This window comes from Rhodococcus sp. AH-ZY2 (assembly GCF_030916465.1).
Taxonomy (GTDB): domain Bacteria; phylum Actinomycetota; class Actinomycetes; order Mycobacteriales; family Mycobacteriaceae; genus Rhodococcus; species Rhodococcus ruber.
Genome location: NZ_CP126458.1, coordinates 3,895,663 through 3,916,664 on the forward strand (window position 1 = coordinate 3,895,663; position 21,002 = coordinate 3,916,664).

Sequence of the window (21,002 nt, forward strand, 5' to 3'; positions counted from 1 at the left end):
CGTGCTCACGACTCGGCACGTCGGGCACGGATGCGGCGGACCGCCCATTTCTCCGCCTCGGCGACGAAGAAGACCGTCAGCCCGACGCCGAGCACCTTCGCCCACTCCACGAGCGTCAGTCCCGCGGAGCCGAACACGGTCTGGAAGAACGACGTGTAGGTGTAGAGCAGCTGCAGCCCGATGCAGGCGGTGATCGCACCCAGTACGTAGCGGTTGCCGAACAGCCCCTCCCGGTTCAGGACCGAGCCCTCGATTCGGCGGCTGTTGATCAGGTAGAACATCTCGGCCACGACGATCGCGTTGACCGCGATCGTGCGGGCCACCTCCACGGTCGTACCCGATTCCAGCTCCCACAGGAACAGCCCCAGCGCGCCGGCCATCATGAGCACCGACACCATCGCCACGCGCCACACGAAGAACGCCGACAACAGCGACTCGGTGGGCGGACGCGGCGGCCTGCGCATCACGGACGCCTCGGTCGGTTCGAACGCGAGTGCCAGGCCCAGGGTGCTGACCGTGGCCAGGTTGATCCACAGCACCTGGGCCGGGGTGAGCGGCAGCGTCAGCTGGAACAGGATCGCGGCGATCACCACGAGCGCTTCGCCGCCGTTGGTGGGCAGCATGAACAGCACGAACTTCTTGAGGTTGTCGTAGACGCCGCGACCCTCGCGCACCGCCGCGGCGATCGTCGCGAAGTTGTCGTCCGCCAGCACCATGTCGGCGGCTTCCTTGGCGGCCTCGGTGCCGCCGGCACCCATCGCCACACCGACGTCGGCGCGGGTGAGGGCCGGGGCGTCGTTGACGCCGTCGCCGGTCATCGCCACCACGTGGCCGTTCTCCTGCAGTGCCCGCACCAGGCGCAACTTGTGTTCGGGGCTGGCCCGGGCGAACACGTCGGTGTCGGCGACCACGCGCCGCAGCGCAGGTTCGTCGAGTGCTTCGATCTCGGCGCCGGTGACGGGCCGCGAGCCGATGCCCAGTCCCATCTGGGTGCCGATCTCGGCGGCCGTGTCGGCGTGATCGCCGGTGATCATCTTGACCGTGATGCCCGCCCGGTGGCATTCGCGGACCGCGACGACGGCTTCCTCGCGGGGCGGGTCGATGATCCCGACAAGCGCGAGCAGGGTGAAGTCGTGCTCGGCGTCCTCGAAGTCGAGGGTTGCACCGACGGCGTCGCGGTCCCGGTAGGCCAGGGCCAGCACGCGAAGTCCCTGCGTGGCGGTCTCTGTCGCGCGGGTGCTCCAGTAGGCCGTGTCGACGACGGTCCGCGAGCCGTCCTTCTCGAGCTGATGGGTACACGCCGCGAGCACCTTCTCCGGCGCGCCTTTGAGGAAGATCCGCTCGTGCACATCGTCGTCGGCGCGGTGCAGGGTGGCCATGAATCGGTGTTCGGATTCGAAGGGCACGACGTCCAGACGCGGCCAGGCGTGCTCGGCGTCCTGCTGAGTCAGTCCCGCCTTGCGTCCGAGTACGAGCAGTGCCGCCTCGGTGGGGTCGCCCTCGATCTGCCATGCCCCGTCCACGTCGAGCAGGCGCGCGTCGTTGCACAGCACACCGGCCCGCACGGCCAGATCCAGCGGGGGGACGGATGCCCGATCCACGACGGTGCCTTCGCCGGCGGTCAGCGCCCCGACCGGGGCGTAGCCGATCCCGCCGACGTCGATGCGGTGGTGCGCGCACAACACCTTCTGCACAGTCATCTCGTTGCGGGTGAGCGTGCCGGTCTTGTCGGAGCAGATCACGGTGACCGAACCGAGCGTCTCGACCGCCGGTAGTCGCCGGATCACCGCGTTGCGCCGGGCCATCCGCTGCACCCCGAGCGAAAGGGTGACCGTCATGATCGCCGGCAGCCCCTCGGGGATGGCCGAGGCGGCGAGCGCGACGACGAGGGTGAACATCTGCGCCGGGGATTCCCCGCGCCACGCGATTCCGAGTACGAACGTCGCCGCAGCGGCGACCAGGATGACCACGGCCAACCACCGGGCGAACCGGCCGATCTGCCGCAGCAGCGGCGTCGTGGTCTTCGGAATTCCGGCGAGGAGGGCATTGATGCGGCCGAGTTCGGTGTGGACACCGGTAGCGGTGACCACACCGTCACCCTGCCCGAACACGGCAACGGTTCCGGCGTAGGCGGCCGACCGGCGATCCCCGAGTTCGCTGTCCGCGTCCACCGGGTGGGACGTCTTGTCCACCGGGACGGATTCCCCGGTCAGGGCCGCCTCGTCGACTCGGAGTTCGCGCACGCGGATCAACCGCAGGTCGGCGGGCACCCGGTCTCCGGAGACGAGTCGGACGACGTCGCCGGGCACCAGGTCGGCCGCGGGGAGATCGACGATCCGTCCGTCCCGGTGCACGCGGGCGCGGGGTGCGAGCATCGCCCGGATCGAGTCGAGCGCCGATTCGGCCCGCCCCTCCTGCACGAATCCGAGGAGCGCATTGATCACGACGGCGGCGAGCAGCACCGCCGTGTCGATCCAGTGCTGCAGGAACGCGGTGATGACCGCGGCGCCGAGCATCACGTAGAGCAGGACGTTGTGGAACTGCCGTAGCAGCCGCCACCACCAGCGGTCCGACGGGGGACGCGGCAGCTCATTCGGACCGTGCTCGGTCAGCCGCCGCTCTGCTTCGTCCGAGCTCAGCCCGGTCGGCGAGGTGCCCAGACGATCCAGCGTGGCGGTGGTGTCGAGCGCGTGCCATCGGTGCATTACTTGCACTTTACCAAATCAGGTGTGGCGGGTGCTGAACCTTCGCGGCGAGGGCGCGCGCACGGAGAGGACCGTCCGACGAGTATCCGGCCCCACAGCGACCGCAACGTCCAGACGCGTCCGGGGGCGCGGGTCAGCCGCGAGTACAGCAAGGCGAGCCCGACAAGGACGGCGAGCCAGGTGACGACGTGGAAGATCCCGTCCCACAGTGTGTCGATCTCCAGGCCGTGAACGACTCCGGGCAGGGCCAGCTCCCGGGCGGGTGCAGCGGTCCGTTCTGCCTCGACCATGACGCCGATCCCTTCGTGAATGCCTCGTGTCGAAGCACCCATACGGATCACGCCGAAACGGGGATGTCGGGCGCTGCGGGTCAGTGCCGGGCACTGCCCACGGTCTCGTGCGTCCCGGTGTAGTGCATCGGGCTGTCCATCAGGTGCGCCGGCGGCAGGTTGCGGTCGGGGGTGTGCACGACGGGCGCGTCCGCCGGGACGCGGCCCCGGGCCCGGTCCCAGCCGGCGCGGGCGCGGGGATGGTAGCGATGACGCCGGGGAACGAGCTTCTCCCCCAGCCCGATCGATCGGCCGACGAGGCGGTGCAGGCGCTGCTCCCGGCGCGAGAAGGTGAACCCGAGGAGGTCGCGCACCGCCGGGTCGTACAGGCCGACCGTCAGCCACAGGAACCCGCGGGTCACCGGCGGCCGCAGCACCGCCCACACGCTCGCGGGCACCCACCGCACGAACGGCGGCCGGCCCAGGTGCGAGAGGTCGAGCACGTCGCGGGTCGCCTTGTTGTCCTCGAGGACCTCGCGGCACATGCGGTCCCAGTAGCACAGGAAATCCTCCCAGCTGTCGGGGACGGACCGCATCGACATCCCGTAGAGCCGGTACCACTGCACGTGCTCGTCGAACAGCCGGTGCTTGTCGGCGAGCGGGAGCGGGCCGTCGAACCATTCGATCGAGACGACGAGGCTGTAGAAGAACGTGGCGTGCGCCCAGTAGAACGTGTCGGGGTCGAGGGCGTGGTAGCGCCGGCCCTGCTTGTCGATTCCCTTGATCGTGTCGTGGTAGCCGCGCACCCGCGCGGCGGTCTCCGGGGCGCGCGGCCCGTCGAAGACGACCCCGTAGATGGGGTACAGCGAGCGGTACAGCCGTTCCCACCGCTCGTCGAAGAACTGCGAGTGCTCCTCCACGGCCGCGCCGAGACCGGGGTGCATGTTCTGCATCGATCCGGCCCACGGCCCGAACACCATTCCGCGCCAGCCGCCGAAGTACTTCCACGTCAGGCTGTCCGGGCCGAGCGGCACCACCTCGTTTTGACTACGCACGTTGTCAGTTTGGGGCGCGACCCGGAGGGTGTCAAGGGCACATGGATCTGCTCGCATCTTCGGAATCTGCCCACGCCGTGAATTTCCGGGAACACGAGGATCTGCGATCGGTCGGGCATGCGCCACCTCGGACTCGGCGGTCCCCGGCCGCGACCGCCGCCCGATCACGACGGTTGGTGCGTCCGATGGACGGCGGAGTGCACCGGCACACGCCTGCGAACACGGCACGGCACCTCGCCGGCCGGGTGCAGCAGCAGGTCGACGGTCAACGGCACCGACCCAGGAGGGGAGCGGAACTCGAACTCACGCAACAGGATCGCCAAGGTCACCGCTGCCTCCAGCATGGCGAAGCGCTGACCGATACAGCCGCGGGGACCGTGACCGAAGGGGAACCACGCATACTTGTGACGCTCCTTCACCCTGTCCGGAGTGAAGCGATCCGGGTCGAACCGGAACGGATCCGGCCACAGATCGGCACGATGGTGGATCACCCACGGCGCCAGATTGACGTCCGCCCCTGCAGGGATCCGGTACCCGCACACCTCGCTCTCCTCGACGGCCCGCCGTGTCAGGTACGGCGAGGGTGGATACAACCGGGCAGCCTCCTCGAGCACCATCGTCGTGTACGTCAGCCTGTGGACGTCGGAGGCAGTCGGTGTCCCGGCGCCCAGCACGCGTTCGGCTTCGTCCCGCGCCTGATCCTGCACACCGGCGTCCTTGCCGAGCAGGTACAGCGCGAACGTCAACATGGTCGCCGTGGTGTCGTGCCCTGCCAGCAGGAACACCTTGACCTGATCGCGAATTTCCTCGGTGGACAACGTGTCGCCGTCTTCTCGGGCCGCCACCAGGCGCCCGAGCAGGTCCGTCCCCGGTTCGGCGACGGTGCGGCGACGCTCGATGATCGCGTCACACAACCCGTCGAGACGGGACTCCGCACTTGCGATTCTGCGATTCCCCGGCGTCGGCCACGAAGAGGGAAACCGAATCGCGGACGCACCCTGCTGCAGGACGGCGCGTCCGAGGACGGGCAATGTCGTGCGTAGGATCGGCAGCATTCGAGGCGCCTGCACGCCGAACAGGATGCGAGCGGCGACACCGAGCGTCAGCGCCCTCATCTCCCCGTCGAGGTCGACGAGACGACTCGTGCAGTTGTGCCACCGAATGGCCACACGATCGGCTTCCGCGACCATCGGCGTCACGTAGCCGTCTACGCTCTGCGGGGTGAACAGGGGCTGGATGAACCGACGCTGACGCAACCATGTCTCGTCCTGGCTCGTGACCAGGCCGTTCCCGTACAGGTCGCGCATTGCGCGGTAGAACTCCGAGTCCTTCCGGTAGTCGAGGTGGCGCGGGGCGTTCAGCAGTTCCCCGACCCCGTCCGGGTGATTGACCGTGAAGAACTCGCGGCGCCGGCCCGGCAGTCCGACGACGTAGCGTACGACGTCGCCGCCCTCTGCATACCCGCGTAGACCGAGTTCGAGGGGATCGCGAAGCAGATCCCTCGTGGATCCCAGCAGCCACGTTCCCCGGACGATCGGTGGCTCCCGCGACGATGTACACGGTGGGGGCGTTCGCCTCGGCTGCGGCGGTGACAGCGGGCTGCGGATGCTGTTGGATGTCATGGCTGTCCTTGTCGTTCCGATGGTCCGGACAGAAGTTCGACGCGGTGACGACCGCCCGGGCGGACCGGATCTCCGGACCGCACACTCAGCATCGGACGCCCAGCGCCGGGAGAGGTGAGTAGCGCACTACTCCAGTCCGGCCCTCGTGCCGGACCGCGATACGCAGGGGACACGACGTGGCGTACCGGTCCGGCACGGACCCGAATCGAGTACCCCTCTACGCGTGCCACCCGCGCGCCGCAGCACAACCCTCGATGCATGGACGAGAACATCGAGACCACGGATGCGATATCCGAGAAGCTGCCGAAGCCGCACGCGACAGTGCGACCGATACGGGCAGGGAAAGCCGACAACGAGCCGTTCGCCGAGTACATCGACGTAGGCGCGCCGGACAGACTCGTGCGCGTCGCGGAGGCCGAACCGGAGACCCTCCAGGTGTCGTCCGACGCTGGATTTCCGCTGCTGTGGTGACCTGGAATCCGCATGTGCTCAGCGCGTGGCCGCTGACGGCTCCTGCGCCGGCGGCGTCATTGCCGGCGCACCGGGCGTCGGCAAGACCCGACTCGCGCGCGAGACCCTGGACCGAGCGCGCACCCGTCGACGTACCTACTGGACGGCAGGGACGGAGTCGTCCCGCAGCATCCCGCTCGGTGCGTTCGCCGACGTCGTCACCGACTTCGGTTCCGACCCGCGCAGGGGGTTCCTGACGTTCCCACCGAGCTGGCCGGGGCCCGACCGAGTAGTTCCACTACTCGAAGCGGTTCTGCGTCAACGCCACTGTTCGCGCAGCAGAGCCGCGAGTTCGTGCCGGTCGTGGGTTCCGGTCTTGGCCTGGGCCCGATACAGATGGCCCTCGACCGTTCGTACCGACATCGTCAGCGCCTCGGCGATCTGCCGATTCGTCAGACCCCGCATCACCATCGAGATGATCTCGCGCTCACGGGGCGTGAGAGGAAGGTCGCGGTCGAGCGTCTCGCGGAGCGCCGGGGTGGTCAGCCCTCCGCACTCCCGGGCAAGACGTTGCGCGCGGGTGCTCAGCGTCAACGACGATCCGCGCAGGTTCGCGCGAGCGAACGCGAGGGCGGCGCGCGCAGCAGCATCGGCGGCTGCAGCGGTATCCCCCATCTCCTCGAATTGCGTTGCAAACGAAGATAATACCTCTCCGTCGTGGTCGTACACCGCGGAGGCGAACGCGGCCGCAATACGCGCGCGACGGCTTCCCGTGCTCTCCGCAAGCTGCGCCAGCCGCCCTCTTCCCGTCGTGTCGCCCAGTTGAACTGCGACCTGTAGGCACATCACTTCCCGGGCCTTCTGACGATGCGCGACGGCGTACTCCGCGGCCCGGAGCGCGACGGCCACCGCTGTACTGACCTCCCCCGACGCCGCGTGGCTCCAGGCGTGGGCGAGCAACCGCTCCGAGTCGACGAAGTCGAAGGCCGGGTGCCGGTTCCGGTCGACGTCGGCCAGCAGCGCCGTCGCCGCAGTACTGCGACCTGCCATTGCCAGTGCCTGAGCGAGGAGCATGCCGTACCGATACATCAGGACCGGGTAGTCGAGCGACTCGAACTCGGCGAAGGCCCGCTCGAGGTGTTCGAGGGCGAGCGCCAGCCGCCCGCCCCCGAGCGCGGCCATGCCCGCGATCGCGGTTCCCACCGCGCTCGTCACACCGGGGAGGCGAATGCACTCGCGGTAGGTGCGAGCGGCAACGGCTTCGGCTTCGGCCACCTCGCCGGCGAGGAGCATCGCGCCGACATGGAACTCGACGAGGCCTACGCGCTGGTACGAGGCTTCCTGCCAGGATTCCGCCAGTCTGTAGCCCTTCGATGCGGTTTCCGAGGCCAGCTTCGACTCGCCCACATCCCCTGCCGCGATGACGGTTCCCCAGATCGCGCACATCGCCGCCGACGCGGGCACCCGTGTCGGGTCGACATCCCGGCCGAGTTCGAGTGCGGCCAGGGGATCACCCGCGACAGCGCTCTGCACGGCTCGAACGGCGCGCAACGACTCCGCCACGGTCGGCGGGGCGTCGCCGAGCGCGTTGTCGACGATCCGTTTCGACTCCTCCGCCCGCGCCAGGATCCACAGCATGTTCGTAGCCCGAAGCGTCAGCACACGCGCGAGCCGATCGTCCGTCAGGCTTTCGAGCGGCATGGCGGCGAGCACATCCTCGGCCTCGGTTCCCCGGTTCAGCAGCAGAAGGGCGTGAGCACGACAGAGGTCGGCTTCGGCCCCGCCTCCGGCGAGCGAACTCGCATGGGCCAGCCTCTCGCAGAGGGACAGATCCAGCAGCGCCATCGCGCCTCGAGCGGCGCGCAGGAACAGGTCCGGGTCGATCGGCAGGTCCGAGTCGGCATGCAGGACCGCCCGCCGTACGACGTCCTCGGGTTCGGACGGCGGGCGAGCCGCGAGCGCCGAGACGACACGCCCTCGCAGGCGCCGCAGTCGCGTGTCTCCGGCTCGTGCTCGACGCACCTCTCCGTACAGCGGATGAGCCATTCGCGCAGTTCTCGCTCGGTCTTCGGCGTCTATCCGGATCAGCCCGCGGTTCTCCGCCTCTTCCACCGCATCGAGGTCGGACAGCTCCGACAGCACCGCGACGGGCAACGGTTCCGCCACCGCAACCAAGTCCAGGACCGTGCGCACCGCCTCCGGGAGGCGGCGGATCTGTTCGCCGAGCAGGTCCGCAATACTGTCGGAAACGGTGAATTCTTCCTGCCAGAACCACAATCCGTGACAGTCTCGAAGTCGGCCGCTGGTTACCTCCTGTGAGACGAGATGCCGCAGGTACAAGGCGTTGCCGCGCGTCAGATCCCATATCTGCGACGCCGACTTCTCGGCTACGGGACTGCCGAGCACACTGGCGAGCAGTGCGTCGGACTCGGATCGCGACAAGGGCTGAAGGTCGCGCCGCAGCAGCATGCCGTCCTTCCACAGGGCGGTGACGGCATCAGGTGCCGACTCCCCGGACCGTACCGTGACGATCAGCCGGGCAGTCCCCCGTAATGCCACATGGTGGATCACGAACGCCGAAAGTTCGTCGAGCAGATGCGCGTCGTCGATCGACAACACCTCGTCGGAGCCTTCGGAAGTGGACGACTGTACGAGCTGGTCGATCAGCTGAAGGGGGTTGGAGGTGGGGTGGTCACACCATCCGGCGAGAGCTCCCAGCGGCACCGTCCGCGCCGATGCCGTCCCCACCGCCGACCGCACGGAAATGCCGGCCGAGGATGAGCGGAGCACCAACTCGTGCGCCAGTCGGCTCTTGCCCACCCCGGCCTGGCCGGCGATCACACATCCGCGGTAACCGTCGGTGCCGTCGAGCGCCGCCTCGAGTAGACGCAAGTCCCCGACGCGTCCGATGAGCGGCCCTTCCCCCGCCATAACCGCATCGTAGGGACGTCGCTCGTACCGTGTCCACCATCACGCGGCGGCCCGGAGGGCGTCAAGGACGCACAGACTTGCTCGCACGTTCGGAATCTGCCCACGCCGTGGCCTGTGCGAATTCCGAAGATGCGAGCAAGTCCTTCCCCGGTGCCGGTTCGCTCAGCCGAAGGAGAAGTGGTGGCTGCCGACGAACCGGGTCTGCGCCGGGCCGGGGATCGAGACGTCGATCGACCCGACGCTCCGGTACACGTGGTCGTCGTCCTGGCAGTCGGAACGAACGGTGTAGTCGCCGTCGGGCACGTTGTCGAACTTCACGGTTTCGTAGTCGGCGTAGTAAATCTTCGCGCTCTTCACCAGGGGAATCTCGTCGATCACCGCGTTGCAGTAGTGCGGGTAGTCCGCCTCGGGAGCCCGGTAGTAGATGAACTTGACCGTGATCGTGTTCTCCCGCACGCTCACGCTCCAGCTGCCGTACGGGTAGGGATCCACTGCTGATGCCGTGGGCGCGAGGCCCGTCATCAATGCGAGCGGCGCCGCGAGGGCGACCGCCGCGCGTCCGAGCTTCGAGCCCTTCATGGGCGTTCCTTTCGACCGTCGACCAGCCCGACCGGTTCAATGGTCGACCCAGGAACGGGTACAGGAACTGCAAAGCGCCGCAGTCGAACACAACCCGTGATCAACATCGGCCGACTGTCACCCGGCCGTGACCGGACGTGTCACGGAACAGTCACGCCGCGTGCCCGTGGCACCGACGATGCAGGGCACGCACCTCGTCGACGAGTTCCGGCACCGGGCCCTCGACGGTCACCGCGGGCGCGACCTCCCGGATCGGCAGTGACCGGACGGGCGCCGGCGGCACGCCCATCTCCTCCAGCCAGCCGGCGAGTTGCGCCGACGACGCCACGTACACGACGCGTCCGAGCCCGACCCAGCCGTGCGCGGCCGCGCACATCGGGCAGTGCTCACCGGAGGTGTACACCGTCGCGCCGGCGCGCTCGGCCTCGCTCATATGTGCGGCGGCCCAGCGGGCCAGTTCGAACTCGGGATGCCTGGTCCGGTCGCCGCCCGCGACCCGGTTGCGGTCCTCCGCGAGCCGCGTGCCGTCGGCCGACACCAGCACCGAGCCGAACGGTTCGTCGCCGGCGTCGAGCGCCTCCCGTGCCAGCTCGACGCACCGTCGCAAGTGCGTCATCTCCGATTCGTCGATCACGTGGTCCTCCCGGTGTCGCGGTCGCCGACCGCATCATGTCACCGCGGTCGCCGACCGCATCATGTCACCGCGGCCGGCAGGCCGGTCTCAGCCCGCGCAGGTGTCCTCGTCGGGCATGCCGGCGAACCGCCGGTCCATCCAGTCCATCCCCTCCACGGCGGCGGGAAGCAGGCCGATCCCGTGTCCCGCGCCGGTCCCGGGCAGCACCGGCGGAATGGCGTAGCGCCGATAGGTGACGGATGTGCCTCCCGCACACCATTTCCCGACCATCGTGTCGACGCCACCGACCTGGACGAAGTCGTCCGTCGCATTCTGCGCGACGAACATCGGGATCGTGGGGGCGACGTTGCCGAGTTCCTGCTCGCGCACGAGCGACGCCCACGGTTCGGCGGCCAGGTGATCGGCGATGGGCTGGCCGCCGACCGTGTACCAGGCCGTCGGGAAGAACGGATTCATGCGGGGCGCGTCGTAGACGCAGTACGTCTCGGCGCGCGCGAGAATGTCGCGTCCGGCGGGATTGAACACCCCGAGCAGTTCCTCCCGCACCTGCGGATAGGCCGCGGCGAAGCCGTTGACGACCCAGCCGATCCCGCCGGAGAGCAGCGATCCGTCGCCGGCGACGGCGAGGTCGGCGAGCGACGCGGGCGGGGAACCGGCGACCGCGGCGACGACGGGCAGGTCGGGGGCGTAGGTGCCGGCCAGTTCCGCGGCCGCCGCCGACGACATGCCGCCCTGCGAGTAGCCCCAGAAGCCGATGCGGGTGTCCTCGTCGATACCGCGGTCGGTCAGTTGCAGCGCCGCACGGGCCATGTCGAGCATGGCGTGCCCCTGAGAGACGCGGTTCAGGTAGGGATGCCCACCGGGCGTGCCGAGGCCCTCGTAGTCGGTCATCGCGACGGCGTAGCCCCGCGCGAGCAGCGGCACGATGTGCAGGTATTCGTACTCCTGGAGGTGGTTCGTCAACTTCGACGGCGCGCACTGGTCGCCCATGCCCTGCGTGCCCGGACCGAGGACGACCGTCGGGCGCGGACCGTCGCCGGCCCAGGGCCGCGACGGCACGAATACCGTGCCGGTGACCGCGATCGGGCCGCCCGTGGCGTTCTCGCTGCGGTACATCACCCGGGTGGCGAGAGCGTCGAGCGCCGGTGCGACGACGGGCTCGGCGCGCAGGACGTCGCCGGCCGCGCCGCCGGGCAGCGGATCGGGTGGGAGGTAGAACGCGTCGTGGCCCGATGCGGACCCCGTGGGAGCGGCGGCCGCGACGGACCCTGCGACGAGTGGCGCCAGCAGCATCGTCAGGGCGGCGGTGAACAGGCGGGCGGTGGGCGTCGGCATGCCGAGCATTCTGCACACATATGTACTCCGAAGGAAGGCGCCGCGACGAGGTTTCTGAAACGAGTTCTACGATCGTTCCGGTGCTGCGGCCCGATGAGCGGGACGAGCGCCGCCGGCATTCTCCCGCCGCGGCTAGGGTCCGGGTCGCCGCTGTATCCGCAGGACGGAAGGGACGCGACCATGACCGTCGAAGAGCGACTGGCCCGGCTCGAGGCGCTCGAGGAGATCCGGATGCTCAAGCACCGGTACTTCCGTGCGTGCGACGCCAAGGACCCGGAGGGCATGCGCGCCTGCTTCGTCGCCGAGGGTGCCGACATCTACTACGGCCCCGCGCTGGGCAGCTTCGACGACGCCGACGGTCTCGTCGAGGTCTACGCCCGCCTCGCCCTCGAGCGCCTTGACGACCGGTACGTCATCCTCGACATGCACCACGGCATGCACCCGAGCATCGAGATCATCGGCGACGGCACCGCCACCGGGGCATGGACGCTGCGGTTCCGGCAGGTAGACCTGCGGGCCCGCACCGAGCGGGTCAGCGCACTCGACTACGACGACGACTACGTGGTCGAGGACGGACGATGGAAGATCGCCCGGTGCCACGTGCGGGTGCACTGGTCCATCGAACGCCCCCTGACCGACGACGTGAAAGTGATGCATTAACGCCTCTCCTTCCCGAAGGCAGGAGATTCCCGACTCAGACCGCAACCGCACCACCACCCGGAGGGAGGTGATCCGCTTGACTCACGTCGTCGACACCGGTGTGGCCACGCTCCGCCACAGCCAGAATCACCCTGGCAGCGTTCCGGTCCCGGCACGCGGTATGCCCGCACGCCCAGCACCGGAAGATACGTTCCCCGAGTCCGAGGCGTTGCTTGGCTCTCGCGAAACACCTCGAACACGTCATGGTCGTGTACGCGGGCCGCACCAGCACCACCTTCCGGCCGGCCCGCCTGCCCCGCTCGATCAACTCCCGTTTCACCGTCGCGACCGCGGCATCGGCGGCCGTGCGCGCCATCGTCGACCTCGACAGGAACCGGGGTCGGAAATCCTCCACCGCGACCAGATGATGCGCCTCGACCACGGCCCGGGCCCAGATCCGGCCGTCGTGCCGGCTGCGCCGGGCCGCTTTCTTCTGCACCTTCGCGGCCCGGGTGCGGGCCCGGCGATAGCCCCTCGAGGGTGGGTGCCCCGTCCCCCGGCGGCGCCGCGCCATCGTCCGCTGCGCTCTCGCCACCTGCGCCGCACACCGTCTCCGGTGCCCGTGCTGCGGCAGGTCGAACCGCTCCTCGGTGGCCGTCGCGGTGCGGGCCACGCCCCAGTCGATCCCGACCGCGCTGTTCGGGTCGGCGGCCGGGATCGGCTCGGCCTCGCGGGTCACCACGAACGAGGCGTACCAGTGCCCCAGGCAATCGCGGGTGATGCGCACACTCGACGGCGCCGACGGCAGTGCCCGCGACCACACCACCGGCACACGCACGCCTTTGGGCAGCACCAACCGGCCGTGGCGGATCCGGAACCCGCGGCGGGTGTACTCGAGCGAGGGCAGGGTCTTCCTCCGCGCCTTGAACCGCGGCCGGCCCCGGCCCTCGACCGTGCACGACGCGTCCAACGCCTGCGCGTAGGTACGCAGCATCTGCTGCTGGGCGACCTGGGAGCCGTCCCGCAACCACGACGAGCGGGCCCGGGCGTCGGTCAACTGCTTGGCCAGCTTCCCGAACGTCGGCCGGCGACCGGCCTTGTGTTGGTGCACCGCCTCGTTCCACAGGAACCGGCAGCGATGCCACTCGGCGATCAGGGCAGCCGCGGCGGTGGTGCCCGGCCGCAACCGGTAGTTGTAGCGCACCACCTCGACCCCCATGCCGGCACGCTAACCGACCCCACCGACAGGTTCGCCCGACACCACCACTCCCCCGAAAGGAGGACGGCGCTTCCTCTCCCTCGTGAATGAGGCAGTATCGCGCCGCACATCAGATGACCGAAGACATGACCGAAGACACGACCGAACACAAGGTAGCCCTCGTCACCGGCGCGAGCCGCAGCGTCGGCAAGGGCATCGCGTGTGCCCTCGGCTCCGACGGCTGGACCGTCTACGTCACCGCCCGCGGACCGGTCGGCACCGACGGGCCACTGGACCGCACCGCCGCCGAGGTCACCGCGCGCGGCGGGACCGGCATCGCCGTGCAGTGCAATCACACCGACGACGAGCAGGTCCAGGCGCTGTTCCGGCGCATCGCCGACGAGCAGGGCGGCCGGCTGGACCTGCTGGTGAACAACGTGTGGGCCGGGCCGCCCGGTTTCGCGGGCTTCTCCGAGCCGTTCTGGCAGCGCCCGCTCTCGGACTGGGACTCGCTCGTCGGCCTCGGACTGCGTGCGCACTACGTCGCGTCCGTCGAGGCGGCGAAGCTCATGGTGCCGCGCGGCAGCGGAACGATCGTCAACATCTCCTCGTTCGGCACGCGCGGCTACCTGCACTCGGTGCTGTACGGCATCTCGAAGGCGGGGCTGGACAAGATGGCCGCCGACATGGCCGTGGACCTGCGCGGGACCGGCGTGACCGCCCTGTCGGTGTGGCCGGGGCTGGTCAAGAACGAGGCGATGCTCGCCCGCGGCATCGACAACTTCGAGGGCTTCTCCCTCGCCGACGCCGAGACCCCCGAGTTCGTCGGACGGGTGATCGTCGCGCTCGCGAACGACCCGAAGGTGAACGAGCGCAGCGGGCACACCCTGATCACCGCCGAGACCGCCCTCGACTACGGGGTCGTCGACGTGAAAGGCAATCAACCGGATTCGCATCGGGCGGCGTTCGGCGGCGGCCCGCTGTACTGATCCGCGGAGGGCGCGAAATCCTCTGTGGTCCCTCCCAGGGACGAGATAGCCTCCGGAAAAGGGCGAGAGGGCGGGCACCGTGCACAGTGAGAACATCCCGGTCGCCGGCTCCGACGGCACGGAATCGACGGGCGTGCTCGATCTGCCGGAGGGCCCGCCGCGCGCGTTCGCACTGCTCGCGCACCGCTTCGGCACGGCAGCGTCGCAGATCTCGGAGGTCCTCACCGAGCACGGCCTCGCCGTCCTGCGCGTCGCCTGCGAGGCCGACGAGGGCTCGGGTTCCGAGGTCACCGCCCTCGTGCACGCGGCGAATCACCTGCGCGACCACTACGCCGCTCCCAGCATTCTGATCGGCCACTCCCTCGGTGGCGCCGCCGTCCTCGCGGCGACCGAGCAGGTGCCCGAGACGCGAGCCGTGGTCACGATCGGCGCCCCGGCGGCGACCGAGCAGATCCTCGAGCTCGGTGCCGCGCTGCTGGTGATGCACTCCCCCGAGGACGACACCGTCGACATCGACAACGCCCGCCAGATCTTCGAGGCCGCCCGTCACCCCAAGTCCTTCCTGTCCGTCGACGGCGCCGACCACCTGCTCACCCGGCAGTCCGACGCCCGGTTCGTCGCCTCGACGCTGGCGGTGTGGGCGGGCAGATACCTGGACGAGCACACCGCGCCGCAGCCGTCCCCGGCCGAGGGTGTCGTCGAAGTCTCGTGGAACGGAGCCACCCGGTTCGGGCAGCGCATCACCATGGGCCGGCACGTGATGACCGCCGACGAACCCTCTCCCGCGGGCGACGACACCGGGCCGTCACCGTACGACCTGCTGCTCGCCTCCCTCGGCGCCTGCACGTCGATGACGCTGCGCATGTACGCCGACCGCAAGCAGTGGCCGCTCGAGAACGTATCGGTTTCCTTGCATCACAGCCGGATCCACGCCGCCGACTGCGAGGACTGCGAGACCCGGACGGGGCGGCTCGACAGGATCGAACGCGTCATCCGGCTCGTCGGTGATCTCGACGAGCAACAGCGGCAGCGTCTGCTCGAGATCGCCGACCGCTGCCCGGTACACCGGACCCTGCACTCGGAGATCGTGGTGGACACCGCCCTGGCAGCCGGTGATCGGACCGACGACGCGCCGCCCTGAGCTCGCTACCCCTCACGCCAGGTGGCAGGCCACCTGCCCGCCCCCGGGCACCTCGGTGATCTCGGGGCGGCGTTCCCGGCACACCGGTAGCACCTTCGGGCAGCGGGTACTGAACGCGCACCCGGCGGGCGGATTCGCCGGGTCGGGCAGCTCGCCCGTGAGCCGGATCCGTTCGCGGCGGCGTTGACGGGCCGGGTCCGGGACGGGCACCGCCGACAGCAGCGCCTGCGTGTACGGGTGCGCCGGCTCGGTGAACAGCCGCTCCGACGGACCCCACTCGACGATCCGGCCCAGGTACATCACCGCCGTGGTGTGGGCGATGTGCCGGACCACCGCGAGGTCGTGCGCGATGAACAGGTACGCGATGCCCAGCTTGGCGGAGAGTTCCTCGAGCAGCGCGATCACCTGGTTCTGGGTGGAGACGTCGAGGGCGCTCACCGCCTCGTCGGCGACGACCAGTTTCGGCTCCACCGCGATGGCCCGGGCGATGGCGATGCGCTGGCGCTGCCCGCCCGAGAACTCGTACGGGTAGCGCTCGGCGTGTTCGGGCCGCAGCCCCACCTGTTCGAGCAGCTGCCCGACCTTCCGGCGACGGGCAACGGCGTCGAGGTCGGTGTGCACCTCGAGCGGTTCGGCGACGGCGTCGCCGACCGTGCGCGACGGATCCAGCGACGAGTACGGGTCCTGGAACACCATCTGCATGTCGCGGCGCGCGGCGCGCAGCTCCGACTTCCCCAGGGCGGTGACGTCGACACCGTCGAGCACCACCGACCCGGCGGCGACGTCCACCAGCCGCAGAATGCCGCGCGCGGTGGTGGACTTCCCAGAGCCGGATTCCCCGACCAGGGCGAAGGTTTCGCCGGCGCGGATGTCGAACCCCACCTCGTCCACCGCGCGGATCGTGCGCTTCTTCGCGAACGGGCGTCCCCGCACCGGGAACTCGACCCGCAGGCCCCGCACGCTCAGCAGCGGTGCGTTCGTGTCCTTCTCGACGACGGTCATGCCGTTCCCTCCAGGATCAGATCGGTCACCCGGGCGCAGCGCGCCGTCCGGCCGTCGCCCACGGTGAGCAGCGGCACGTCGGCGGCGCACTCGTCGGCGCGGTGGGGGCAGCGCGGCGCGAACCGGCAGCCGACGGGGATCGAGCCGGGCGGCGGTGGTGAGCCGGCAATGGTGTGCAGCTCGCTGCGCCCGCCCACGTCGGGCACCGAGCGCAGCAGACCCGCGGTGTACGGGTGGCGGGGCGTCGCGTACAGCGGCTCGGTGCGGGCCCGTTCGACGACCTGCCCCGCGTACATCACGACGACCTCGGTGCACAGGTCGGCGACCACCCCCAGGTCGTGGGTCACGAACAGCACGCCCATCCCGAACCGGCCGGCCATCTCGCGGATCAGGTCGAGCACCTGCGCCTGGATGGTGACGTCGAGCGCGGTGGTGGGTTCGTCGGCGATGAGCAGCTTCGGTTCGCACGCCAGCGCCATCGCGATCATCACCCGCTGCCGCATGCCGCCGGAGAACTCGTGCGGGTACTGGCGGATCCGGCGGGCGGCGTCGGGGATGCCGACCAGGTCGAGCACCTCCACCGCACGGGCCGTCGCCGCCTTCCGGTTCACGCGGCGGTGCCGCCGCACCACTTCGGCGATCTGGTCCCCGACCGTGAACACCGGGTTCAGGCTCGTCATGGGCTCCTGGAAGATCATGGCGATGTCGTTGCCGCGCACCGCTTCCAGCTCGCGCGCCGGCATGGTCACCAGGTCGCGGCCCTGGAAGCGGATGCTGCCGGCGACGGTGCGGGACTGCCGGGGCGGCAGCAGCCGCAGCACCGACGAGCAGGTGACGGATTTTCCGGAGCCGGACTCGCCGACGAGGCCGACGAGCTGCCCGGCCGCGACGTCGAAGGACACGTCCTGCAGCACCGGTGTCCACCCGGGTGCGGTGGCGAACTCGACGCCGAGACCGTCGACGCTCAACAGTGGTTCGGTCACTTCTCGCTCCGATTCTCGCGGCCCACCGAATCGCGGATCCCGTCGCCGAGGGTGTTGCAGGCGAGCACGGCGAGGATGATCGCGACGGCGGGGATCAGCACGGGCCAGGCGGTGTAGTTCCATGCCTCGCGGCCCTCGGCCAGCATCCGCCCCCAGCTCGGATCCGGTGGTTGCACGCCGAGTCCGAGGAAGCTGAGCGAGGATTCGGCGAGCATCGCGAAGCCGCAGGCGAGACTGATCTGCACGATCAGCGGGGAGAGGGTGTGGGGGAGGATGTGCTGGCGCACGATCCGCGTGGTGGGGGTGCCGATGCTGCGGGACGCCTCGATGAAGGTGTTCTCCCGCACCGCGATCACCGCGCCGCGCACGACGCGGAAGAATCTCGGGCCGAACACGATTCCGATCGCGAACATGGCGTTGGTGAGATCGGGTCCCATGACGCCGACGATCGCCACCGCCAGCAGCAACGGCGGGAAGCTGAGGAACGCGTCGGCGATGCGCGAGAGCAGCGCGTCCCAGCGCCCGCCGAGGAATCCGGCCGCGAGGGCGGGGATCACGCCGAGGAGCAGACCGACCGTCACCGAGATCGCCGCGGCCGTGACCGCGACGCGGGCACCGTAGAGCAACCGCGACAGGGTGTCCCGGCCGAGGTTGTCGGTGCCGAGCAGGTAACCGTCGGACAGCGGTGGCAGCCGGCGGGCCGTGAGTTCCTGTACCAGCGGGTCGTACGGGGCGATCAGCGGCGCGGCGAGCCCGAGCACGGTGATCAGGGCCAGGAACACCGCCGCGGCGACGGCGGCCCGCCGGCCCCGGAACCGGCGCAGGAACCGGCGGCGCGGCGATTCGACGGCGGCCGGTGCCGCCTCCGTGATCGGCTGCAAGGAGGTGAGGGTTTCGCTCATGCCGCGCTCCTGGTCCGAGGGTTGAGGTACCCGTACGAGATGTCGACGAGCAGGCTCATCACGACGGTGGCGAAGACACCGAAGATGACGACGCCCTGGATGGCGGGCAGGTCGCCGGACAGCACCGCCTGCACGGCGAAGTCGCCGAGTCCCTTGAGGCCGAACACCGACTCGATGACGGCCGTGCCGCCGAGCAGGAACGCGATCTGCATGCCGAGCACGGTCGCGGTGGGGATGAATGCGTTCTTCAGGGCGTGCTTCCACAGGACCGAGCGCCGCCCGAGTCCCTTGGCGGTGGCGGTGCGCACGTAGTCCTGCTGCATCACCTCGATCATCGAACTGCGCAGCTGGCGGGCGATCTCGGCGGCGGCGGCGAGGCCGAGCGCGATCGCCGGCAGCAGCAGGTGACTGAGCCACGGCCACAGGCCCTTGGCGAGCGGGGTGTAGCCGGTGGCGGGCAGCACCCTCAGTTGCAGCGCGAAGACGAGCACCAGGATCAGCCCGAGCACGAAGTTCGGGGTCGCGACGCCCAGGGTGGAGCCGACGCTGGTGGCGCGGTCCTGCCAGCTGCCCGGCCGGCTGCCGCCGACGATGCCGGCCGGGATGCCGACGGCCAGCGCGACGAGCACCGCCACCAGGGTCAGGGACACGGTGACCGGCAGCCGGTCGACGATCATCTCGAGCACGGGCGCCTTGTAGGTGAAGCTGGTGCCCAGATCACCCCGCACCAGTCCGCCGAGGAAGTCGGCGTACTGCACGACGACGGGCTGGTCGAGCCCGAGTTCGGTGCGCACCAGTTCGATCTGTTCGGGTGTCGCGGTCTCACCGGCGATCCGGTGTGCGGGATCGCCGGGGATCAGGAAGATCAGGCCGAAGGTGATGGCGGTGGCGATCAGCAGCAGCGGTAGCACCGCGAGCAGCCGTTGCCCGATCAATCGAAGCATCCTGCCGGTCCTTTACATCTGTCGAGGTGTCGCTCGGGGCGGTGCCGCCGCGGTCATTCGGCGGCGGTGAGGCCGATCCCGCCCCATTCGTCCAGTGCGCGGTACGGCTGGTAGCCGACGACCCGGTCGGTGAGGGTGGCGCCGAGGTCGGAGAAGGCCAGGGGGATCATCAGTGCCTGGTCCACGACCGTGGCGGAGACCTCGCCGAGGAGCTGTCCGCGGGCCTGCTGGTCCGGTTCGGCGTTCGCGGCGGCCAGGGCCTCGGCGAAACCGGGGGTGACGTCGTGCGACGGGTTCTGCGGCGAGTCCGGGGCGAAGTACGTGGTCAGCAGCAGCGACGGATCGGCCCGTCCGGAGAAGGTGGTCAGCACGGCGTCGAGCTCACCGCGGTTGAAGACCGGCGACATCTCGGCGGGGCTGAGCAGCCGGATCTGCATGGTGACGCCGATCGCGTCGAGTTGCTGCTGGACGATCTGCGCGATCCGCTCGTTCTCGGGCAGGTTCATCACCCCGGCGGTGAAGGTGAACCCGTCCGGCAGTCCGGCCGCCGCGAGTGTCTCGCGGGCGGCCCGCTCGTCGTAGGCGTAGCGGTCGGCCAGCTCCGGGTTGTAGGCGAAGTAGCCCTGCGGGAAGTTCTGGCTGGCCGCCTCGCCGTGACCTTCGAGGGCGGAGCCGACGAGGGCCTGCCGATCGATCGCGGTGCTCAGCGCCCGGCGCACGTCCACCTTGCCGAATTCGCTGCGGGTGCGGTTGAAGTGCAGGACGTAGTGGTTCAGGCTCGTCTGCACCTGCGAGTTCAGCCCCTGGGCGGCAGCGGGGTCGATCGAGAGCGGGGTGGCCATCGCGATGTCGAGTTCGCCCGACGCCAGCGCGTTGATGCGGGTCTGCGGGTCGGTGACGACTTCCCATTCGAAACGCTCGGCGGTCACCGATGCCGGATCCCAGTAACCGTCCCAGGCCGCGAAGTCGTACGACGCGCCGGGCTGCGCGTCGGCCACGGTGTACCGGCCCGCACCGACCGGCCGCAGCACCAGGGCGGCGTCCTTGTCCGGCGTGCCGAAGGCATTCGGGCTGACCATCATTCCCGGCAGATCGGACAGCGTCAGGACGAGTTGCGTGCCGGGCCCGTTCAACCGCAGCACCACCGTGGTGGGATCGGGGGTCTCGATCGCCTCGACCGGAGCGAGCATCGTCGTGGTGATCGAGTCCGGCTCCTGGGCGCGTTCGAGATTGGCCCGGACCGCCTGTGCGTCCAGCGGGGTGCCGTCCTGGAACTGCAGGCCCTCCCGCAGACGGAAGGTGAGGGTGCGCCCGTCGTCGGAGAACTCCCACGACTCGGCCAGTCCCGGAATCGGATTCGCGTCCCGGTCGCGGTGCACCAACCGGTCGTACACCTGGGTCAGCATGATGTTGTCCTGCGCGACCCGGGTCTTGTGCGGGTCGAACGACGACGCCCCGTAGGTGGTCGCGTACCGCAGCGTCGCCTGCGGATCGACGACGTCGGACGGCGCGGTGCCGGCGGAACCGCACCCGGCGAGGAGCGCGACGGCCAGCGCGGCGCCCAGGGCGAGTCTCGTGCGACGAGCCATGATGTTCTCCGTTTCTCGGCGGGGGATGGAGACGG

Annotated in this window: 18 protein-coding genes; 4 read left to right on the forward strand and 14 right to left on the reverse strand. The window is 69.8% G+C overall.

What is annotated here, in order from left to right; translation table 11 throughout:
• Window positions 1-5: 5 nt before the first annotated feature.
• The 4 genes from QNA09_RS18715 to QNA09_RS18730 form a co-directional block, all read right to left on the reverse strand.
• Window positions 6-2,705, reverse strand: coding sequence for a cation-transporting P-type ATPase (locus tag QNA09_RS18715; protein ID WP_119700019.1), 2,700 nt, complete (start codon window positions 2,703-2,705; stop codon window positions 6-8).
• Entirely contained in the window at window positions 2,705-2,995 is a 291-nt protein-coding gene (locus tag QNA09_RS18720; RefSeq protein ID WP_237210671.1) for a DUF2243 domain-containing protein, read from the reverse strand. Before QNA09_RS18720 ends, QNA09_RS18715 begins: the two co-directional genes overlap by 1 nt.
• 80 nt (window positions 2,996-3,075) lie before the next feature.
• Window positions 3,076-4,008, reverse strand: a complete 933-nt coding sequence (locus QNA09_RS18725; RefSeq protein ID WP_119700333.1) for an oxygenase MpaB family protein — start codon at window positions 4,006-4,008, stop codon at window positions 3,076-3,078.
• A gap of 185 nt (window positions 4,009-4,193) precedes the next feature.
• Entirely contained in the window at window positions 4,194-5,651 is a 1,458-nt protein-coding gene (locus QNA09_RS18730) for a cytochrome P450 (protein ID WP_119700020.1), read from the reverse strand.
• A gap of 258 nt (window positions 5,652-5,909) precedes the next feature.
• Between QNA09_RS18730 and QNA09_RS18735 the strand changes: the two genes are divergently transcribed.
• Window positions 5,910-6,122: a hypothetical protein gene (locus QNA09_RS18735; protein ID WP_119700021.1), complete on the forward strand. Its 213-nt coding sequence runs from the start codon at window positions 5,910-5,912 to the stop codon at window positions 6,120-6,122.
• Between the two features lie 297 nt (window positions 6,123-6,419).
• Here QNA09_RS18735 and QNA09_RS18740 read toward each other — a convergent pair whose 3' ends face one another.
• From QNA09_RS18740 to QNA09_RS18755, 4 genes are all read right to left on the reverse strand, one after another.
• Window positions 6,420-9,032: a LuxR family transcriptional regulator gene (locus QNA09_RS18740; RefSeq protein WP_119700022.1), complete on the reverse strand. Its 2,613-nt coding sequence runs from the start codon at window positions 9,030-9,032 to the stop codon at window positions 6,420-6,422.
• 162 nt (window positions 9,033-9,194) lie between these two features.
• The gene (locus QNA09_RS18745) at window positions 9,195-9,611 is read right to left on the reverse strand and encodes a hypothetical protein (protein WP_006945883.1); all 417 of its coding nucleotides are present in this window, start codon (window positions 9,609-9,611) and stop codon (window positions 9,195-9,197) included.
• Window positions 9,612-9,762: 151 nt separating this feature from the next.
• Complete coding sequence (locus tag QNA09_RS18750) at window positions 9,763-10,245, reverse strand: nucleoside deaminase (RefSeq protein ID WP_162919337.1); 483 nt, start codon at window positions 10,243-10,245, stop codon at window positions 9,763-9,765.
• Window positions 10,246-10,332: 87 nt separating this feature from the next.
• On the reverse strand, window positions 10,333-11,589 hold the full coding sequence (locus QNA09_RS18755) for a lipase family protein (protein WP_119700023.1): 1,257 nt from the start codon (window positions 11,587-11,589) through the stop codon (window positions 10,333-10,335).
• Between the two features lie 171 nt (window positions 11,590-11,760).
• Between QNA09_RS18755 and QNA09_RS18760 the strand changes: the two genes are divergently transcribed.
• Window positions 11,761-12,240 (forward strand): nuclear transport factor 2 family protein, encoded by a 480-nt coding sequence (locus QNA09_RS18760; protein ID WP_119700024.1) that lies wholly within the window; start codon window positions 11,761-11,763, stop codon window positions 12,238-12,240.
• Window positions 12,241-12,274: 34 nt separating this feature from the next.
• Here QNA09_RS18760 and QNA09_RS18765 read toward each other — a convergent pair whose 3' ends face one another.
• Complete coding sequence (locus QNA09_RS18765) at window positions 12,275-13,438, reverse strand: transposase (RefSeq protein WP_308071992.1); 1,164 nt, start codon at window positions 13,436-13,438, stop codon at window positions 12,275-12,277.
• A 125-nt stretch (window positions 13,439-13,563) separates the two neighbouring features.
• Between QNA09_RS18765 and QNA09_RS18770 the strand changes: the two genes are divergently transcribed.
• Window positions 13,564-14,406, forward strand: coding sequence for an SDR family NAD(P)-dependent oxidoreductase (locus QNA09_RS18770; RefSeq protein ID WP_119700026.1), 843 nt, complete (start codon window positions 13,564-13,566; stop codon window positions 14,404-14,406).
• 79 nt (window positions 14,407-14,485) lie between these two features.
• Complete coding sequence (locus tag QNA09_RS18775) at window positions 14,486-15,547, forward strand: OsmC family protein (protein WP_119700027.1); 1,062 nt, start codon at window positions 14,486-14,488, stop codon at window positions 15,545-15,547.
• A 12-nt stretch (window positions 15,548-15,559) separates the two neighbouring features.
• Here QNA09_RS18775 and QNA09_RS18780 read toward each other — a convergent pair whose 3' ends face one another.
• Genes QNA09_RS18780 through QNA09_RS18800 form a run of 5 tightly spaced genes read right to left on the reverse strand, consistent with a single transcriptional unit; the run spans window position 15,560 to window position 20,967 of the window.
• The gene (locus QNA09_RS18780) at window positions 15,560-16,549 is read right to left on the reverse strand and encodes an ABC transporter ATP-binding protein (protein WP_119700028.1); all 990 of its coding nucleotides are present in this window, start codon (window positions 16,547-16,549) and stop codon (window positions 15,560-15,562) included.
• Entirely contained in the window at window positions 16,546-17,532 is a 987-nt protein-coding gene (locus tag QNA09_RS18785; RefSeq protein WP_119700029.1) for an ABC transporter ATP-binding protein, read from the reverse strand. Before QNA09_RS18785 ends, QNA09_RS18780 begins: the two co-directional genes overlap by 4 nt.
• Window positions 17,529-18,434, reverse strand: a complete 906-nt coding sequence (locus tag QNA09_RS18790; protein ID WP_308071993.1) for an ABC transporter permease — start codon at window positions 18,432-18,434, stop codon at window positions 17,529-17,531. Before QNA09_RS18790 ends, QNA09_RS18785 begins: the two co-directional genes overlap by 4 nt.
• Window positions 18,431-19,378, reverse strand: coding sequence for an ABC transporter permease (locus QNA09_RS18795; RefSeq protein WP_119700031.1), 948 nt, complete (start codon window positions 19,376-19,378; stop codon window positions 18,431-18,433). Before QNA09_RS18795 ends, QNA09_RS18790 begins: the two co-directional genes overlap by 4 nt.
• Window positions 19,379-19,431: 53 nt before the next feature.
• Complete coding sequence (locus QNA09_RS18800; RefSeq protein WP_040270226.1) at window positions 19,432-20,967, reverse strand: ABC transporter substrate-binding protein; 1,536 nt, start codon at window positions 20,965-20,967, stop codon at window positions 19,432-19,434.
• Between the last annotated feature and the right edge of the window lie 35 nt (window positions 20,968-21,002).

Excerpts from the sequence above, each read along its gene's own strand:
- QNA09_RS18795 (WP_119700031.1), bottom strand. The coding sequence starts at position 19,378 with ATGCTTCGATTGATCGGGCAACGGCTGCTCGCGGTGCTACCGCTGCTG.
- QNA09_RS18780 (WP_119700028.1), bottom strand. The coding sequence starts at position 16,549 with ATGACCGTCGTCGAGAAGGACACGAACGCACCGCTGCTGAGCGTGCGG.
- QNA09_RS18735 (WP_119700021.1), top strand. The coding sequence starts at position 5,910 with ATGGACGAGAACATCGAGACCACGGATGCGATATCCGAGAAGCTGCCG.
- QNA09_RS18745 (WP_006945883.1), bottom strand. The coding sequence starts at position 9,611 with ATGAAGGGCTCGAAGCTCGGACGCGCGGCGGTCGCCCTCGCGGCGCCG.
- QNA09_RS18760 (WP_119700024.1), top strand. The coding sequence starts at position 11,761 with ATGACCGTCGAAGAGCGACTGGCCCGGCTCGAGGCGCTCGAGGAGATC.
- QNA09_RS18765 (WP_308071992.1), bottom strand. The coding sequence starts at position 13,438 with ATGGGGGTCGAGGTGGTGCGCTACAACTACCGGTTGCGGCCGGGCACC.
- QNA09_RS18730 (WP_119700020.1), bottom strand. The coding sequence starts at position 5,651 with ATGACATCCAACAGCATCCGCAGCCCGCTGTCACCGCCGCAGCCGAGG.
- QNA09_RS18740 (WP_119700022.1), bottom strand. The coding sequence starts at position 9,032 with ATGGCGGGGGAAGGGCCGCTCATCGGACGCGTCGGGGACTTGCGTCTA.
- QNA09_RS18790 (WP_308071993.1), bottom strand. The coding sequence starts at position 18,434 with ATGAGCGAAACCCTCACCTCCTTGCAGCCGATCACGGAGGCGGCACCG.
- QNA09_RS18800 (WP_040270226.1), bottom strand. The coding sequence starts at position 20,967 with ATGGCTCGTCGCACGAGACTCGCCCTGGGCGCCGCGCTGGCCGTCGCG.
- QNA09_RS18770 (WP_119700026.1), top strand. The coding sequence starts at position 13,564 with ATGACCGAAGACACGACCGAACACAAGGTAGCCCTCGTCACCGGCGCG.
- QNA09_RS18720 (WP_237210671.1), bottom strand. The coding sequence starts at position 2,995 with ATGGTCGAGGCAGAACGGACCGCTGCACCCGCCCGGGAGCTGGCCCTG.
- QNA09_RS18715 (WP_119700019.1), bottom strand. The coding sequence starts at position 2,705 with ATGCACCGATGGCACGCGCTCGACACCACCGCCACGCTGGATCGTCTG.
- QNA09_RS18755 (WP_119700023.1), bottom strand. The coding sequence starts at position 11,589 with ATGCTCGGCATGCCGACGCCCACCGCCCGCCTGTTCACCGCCGCCCTG.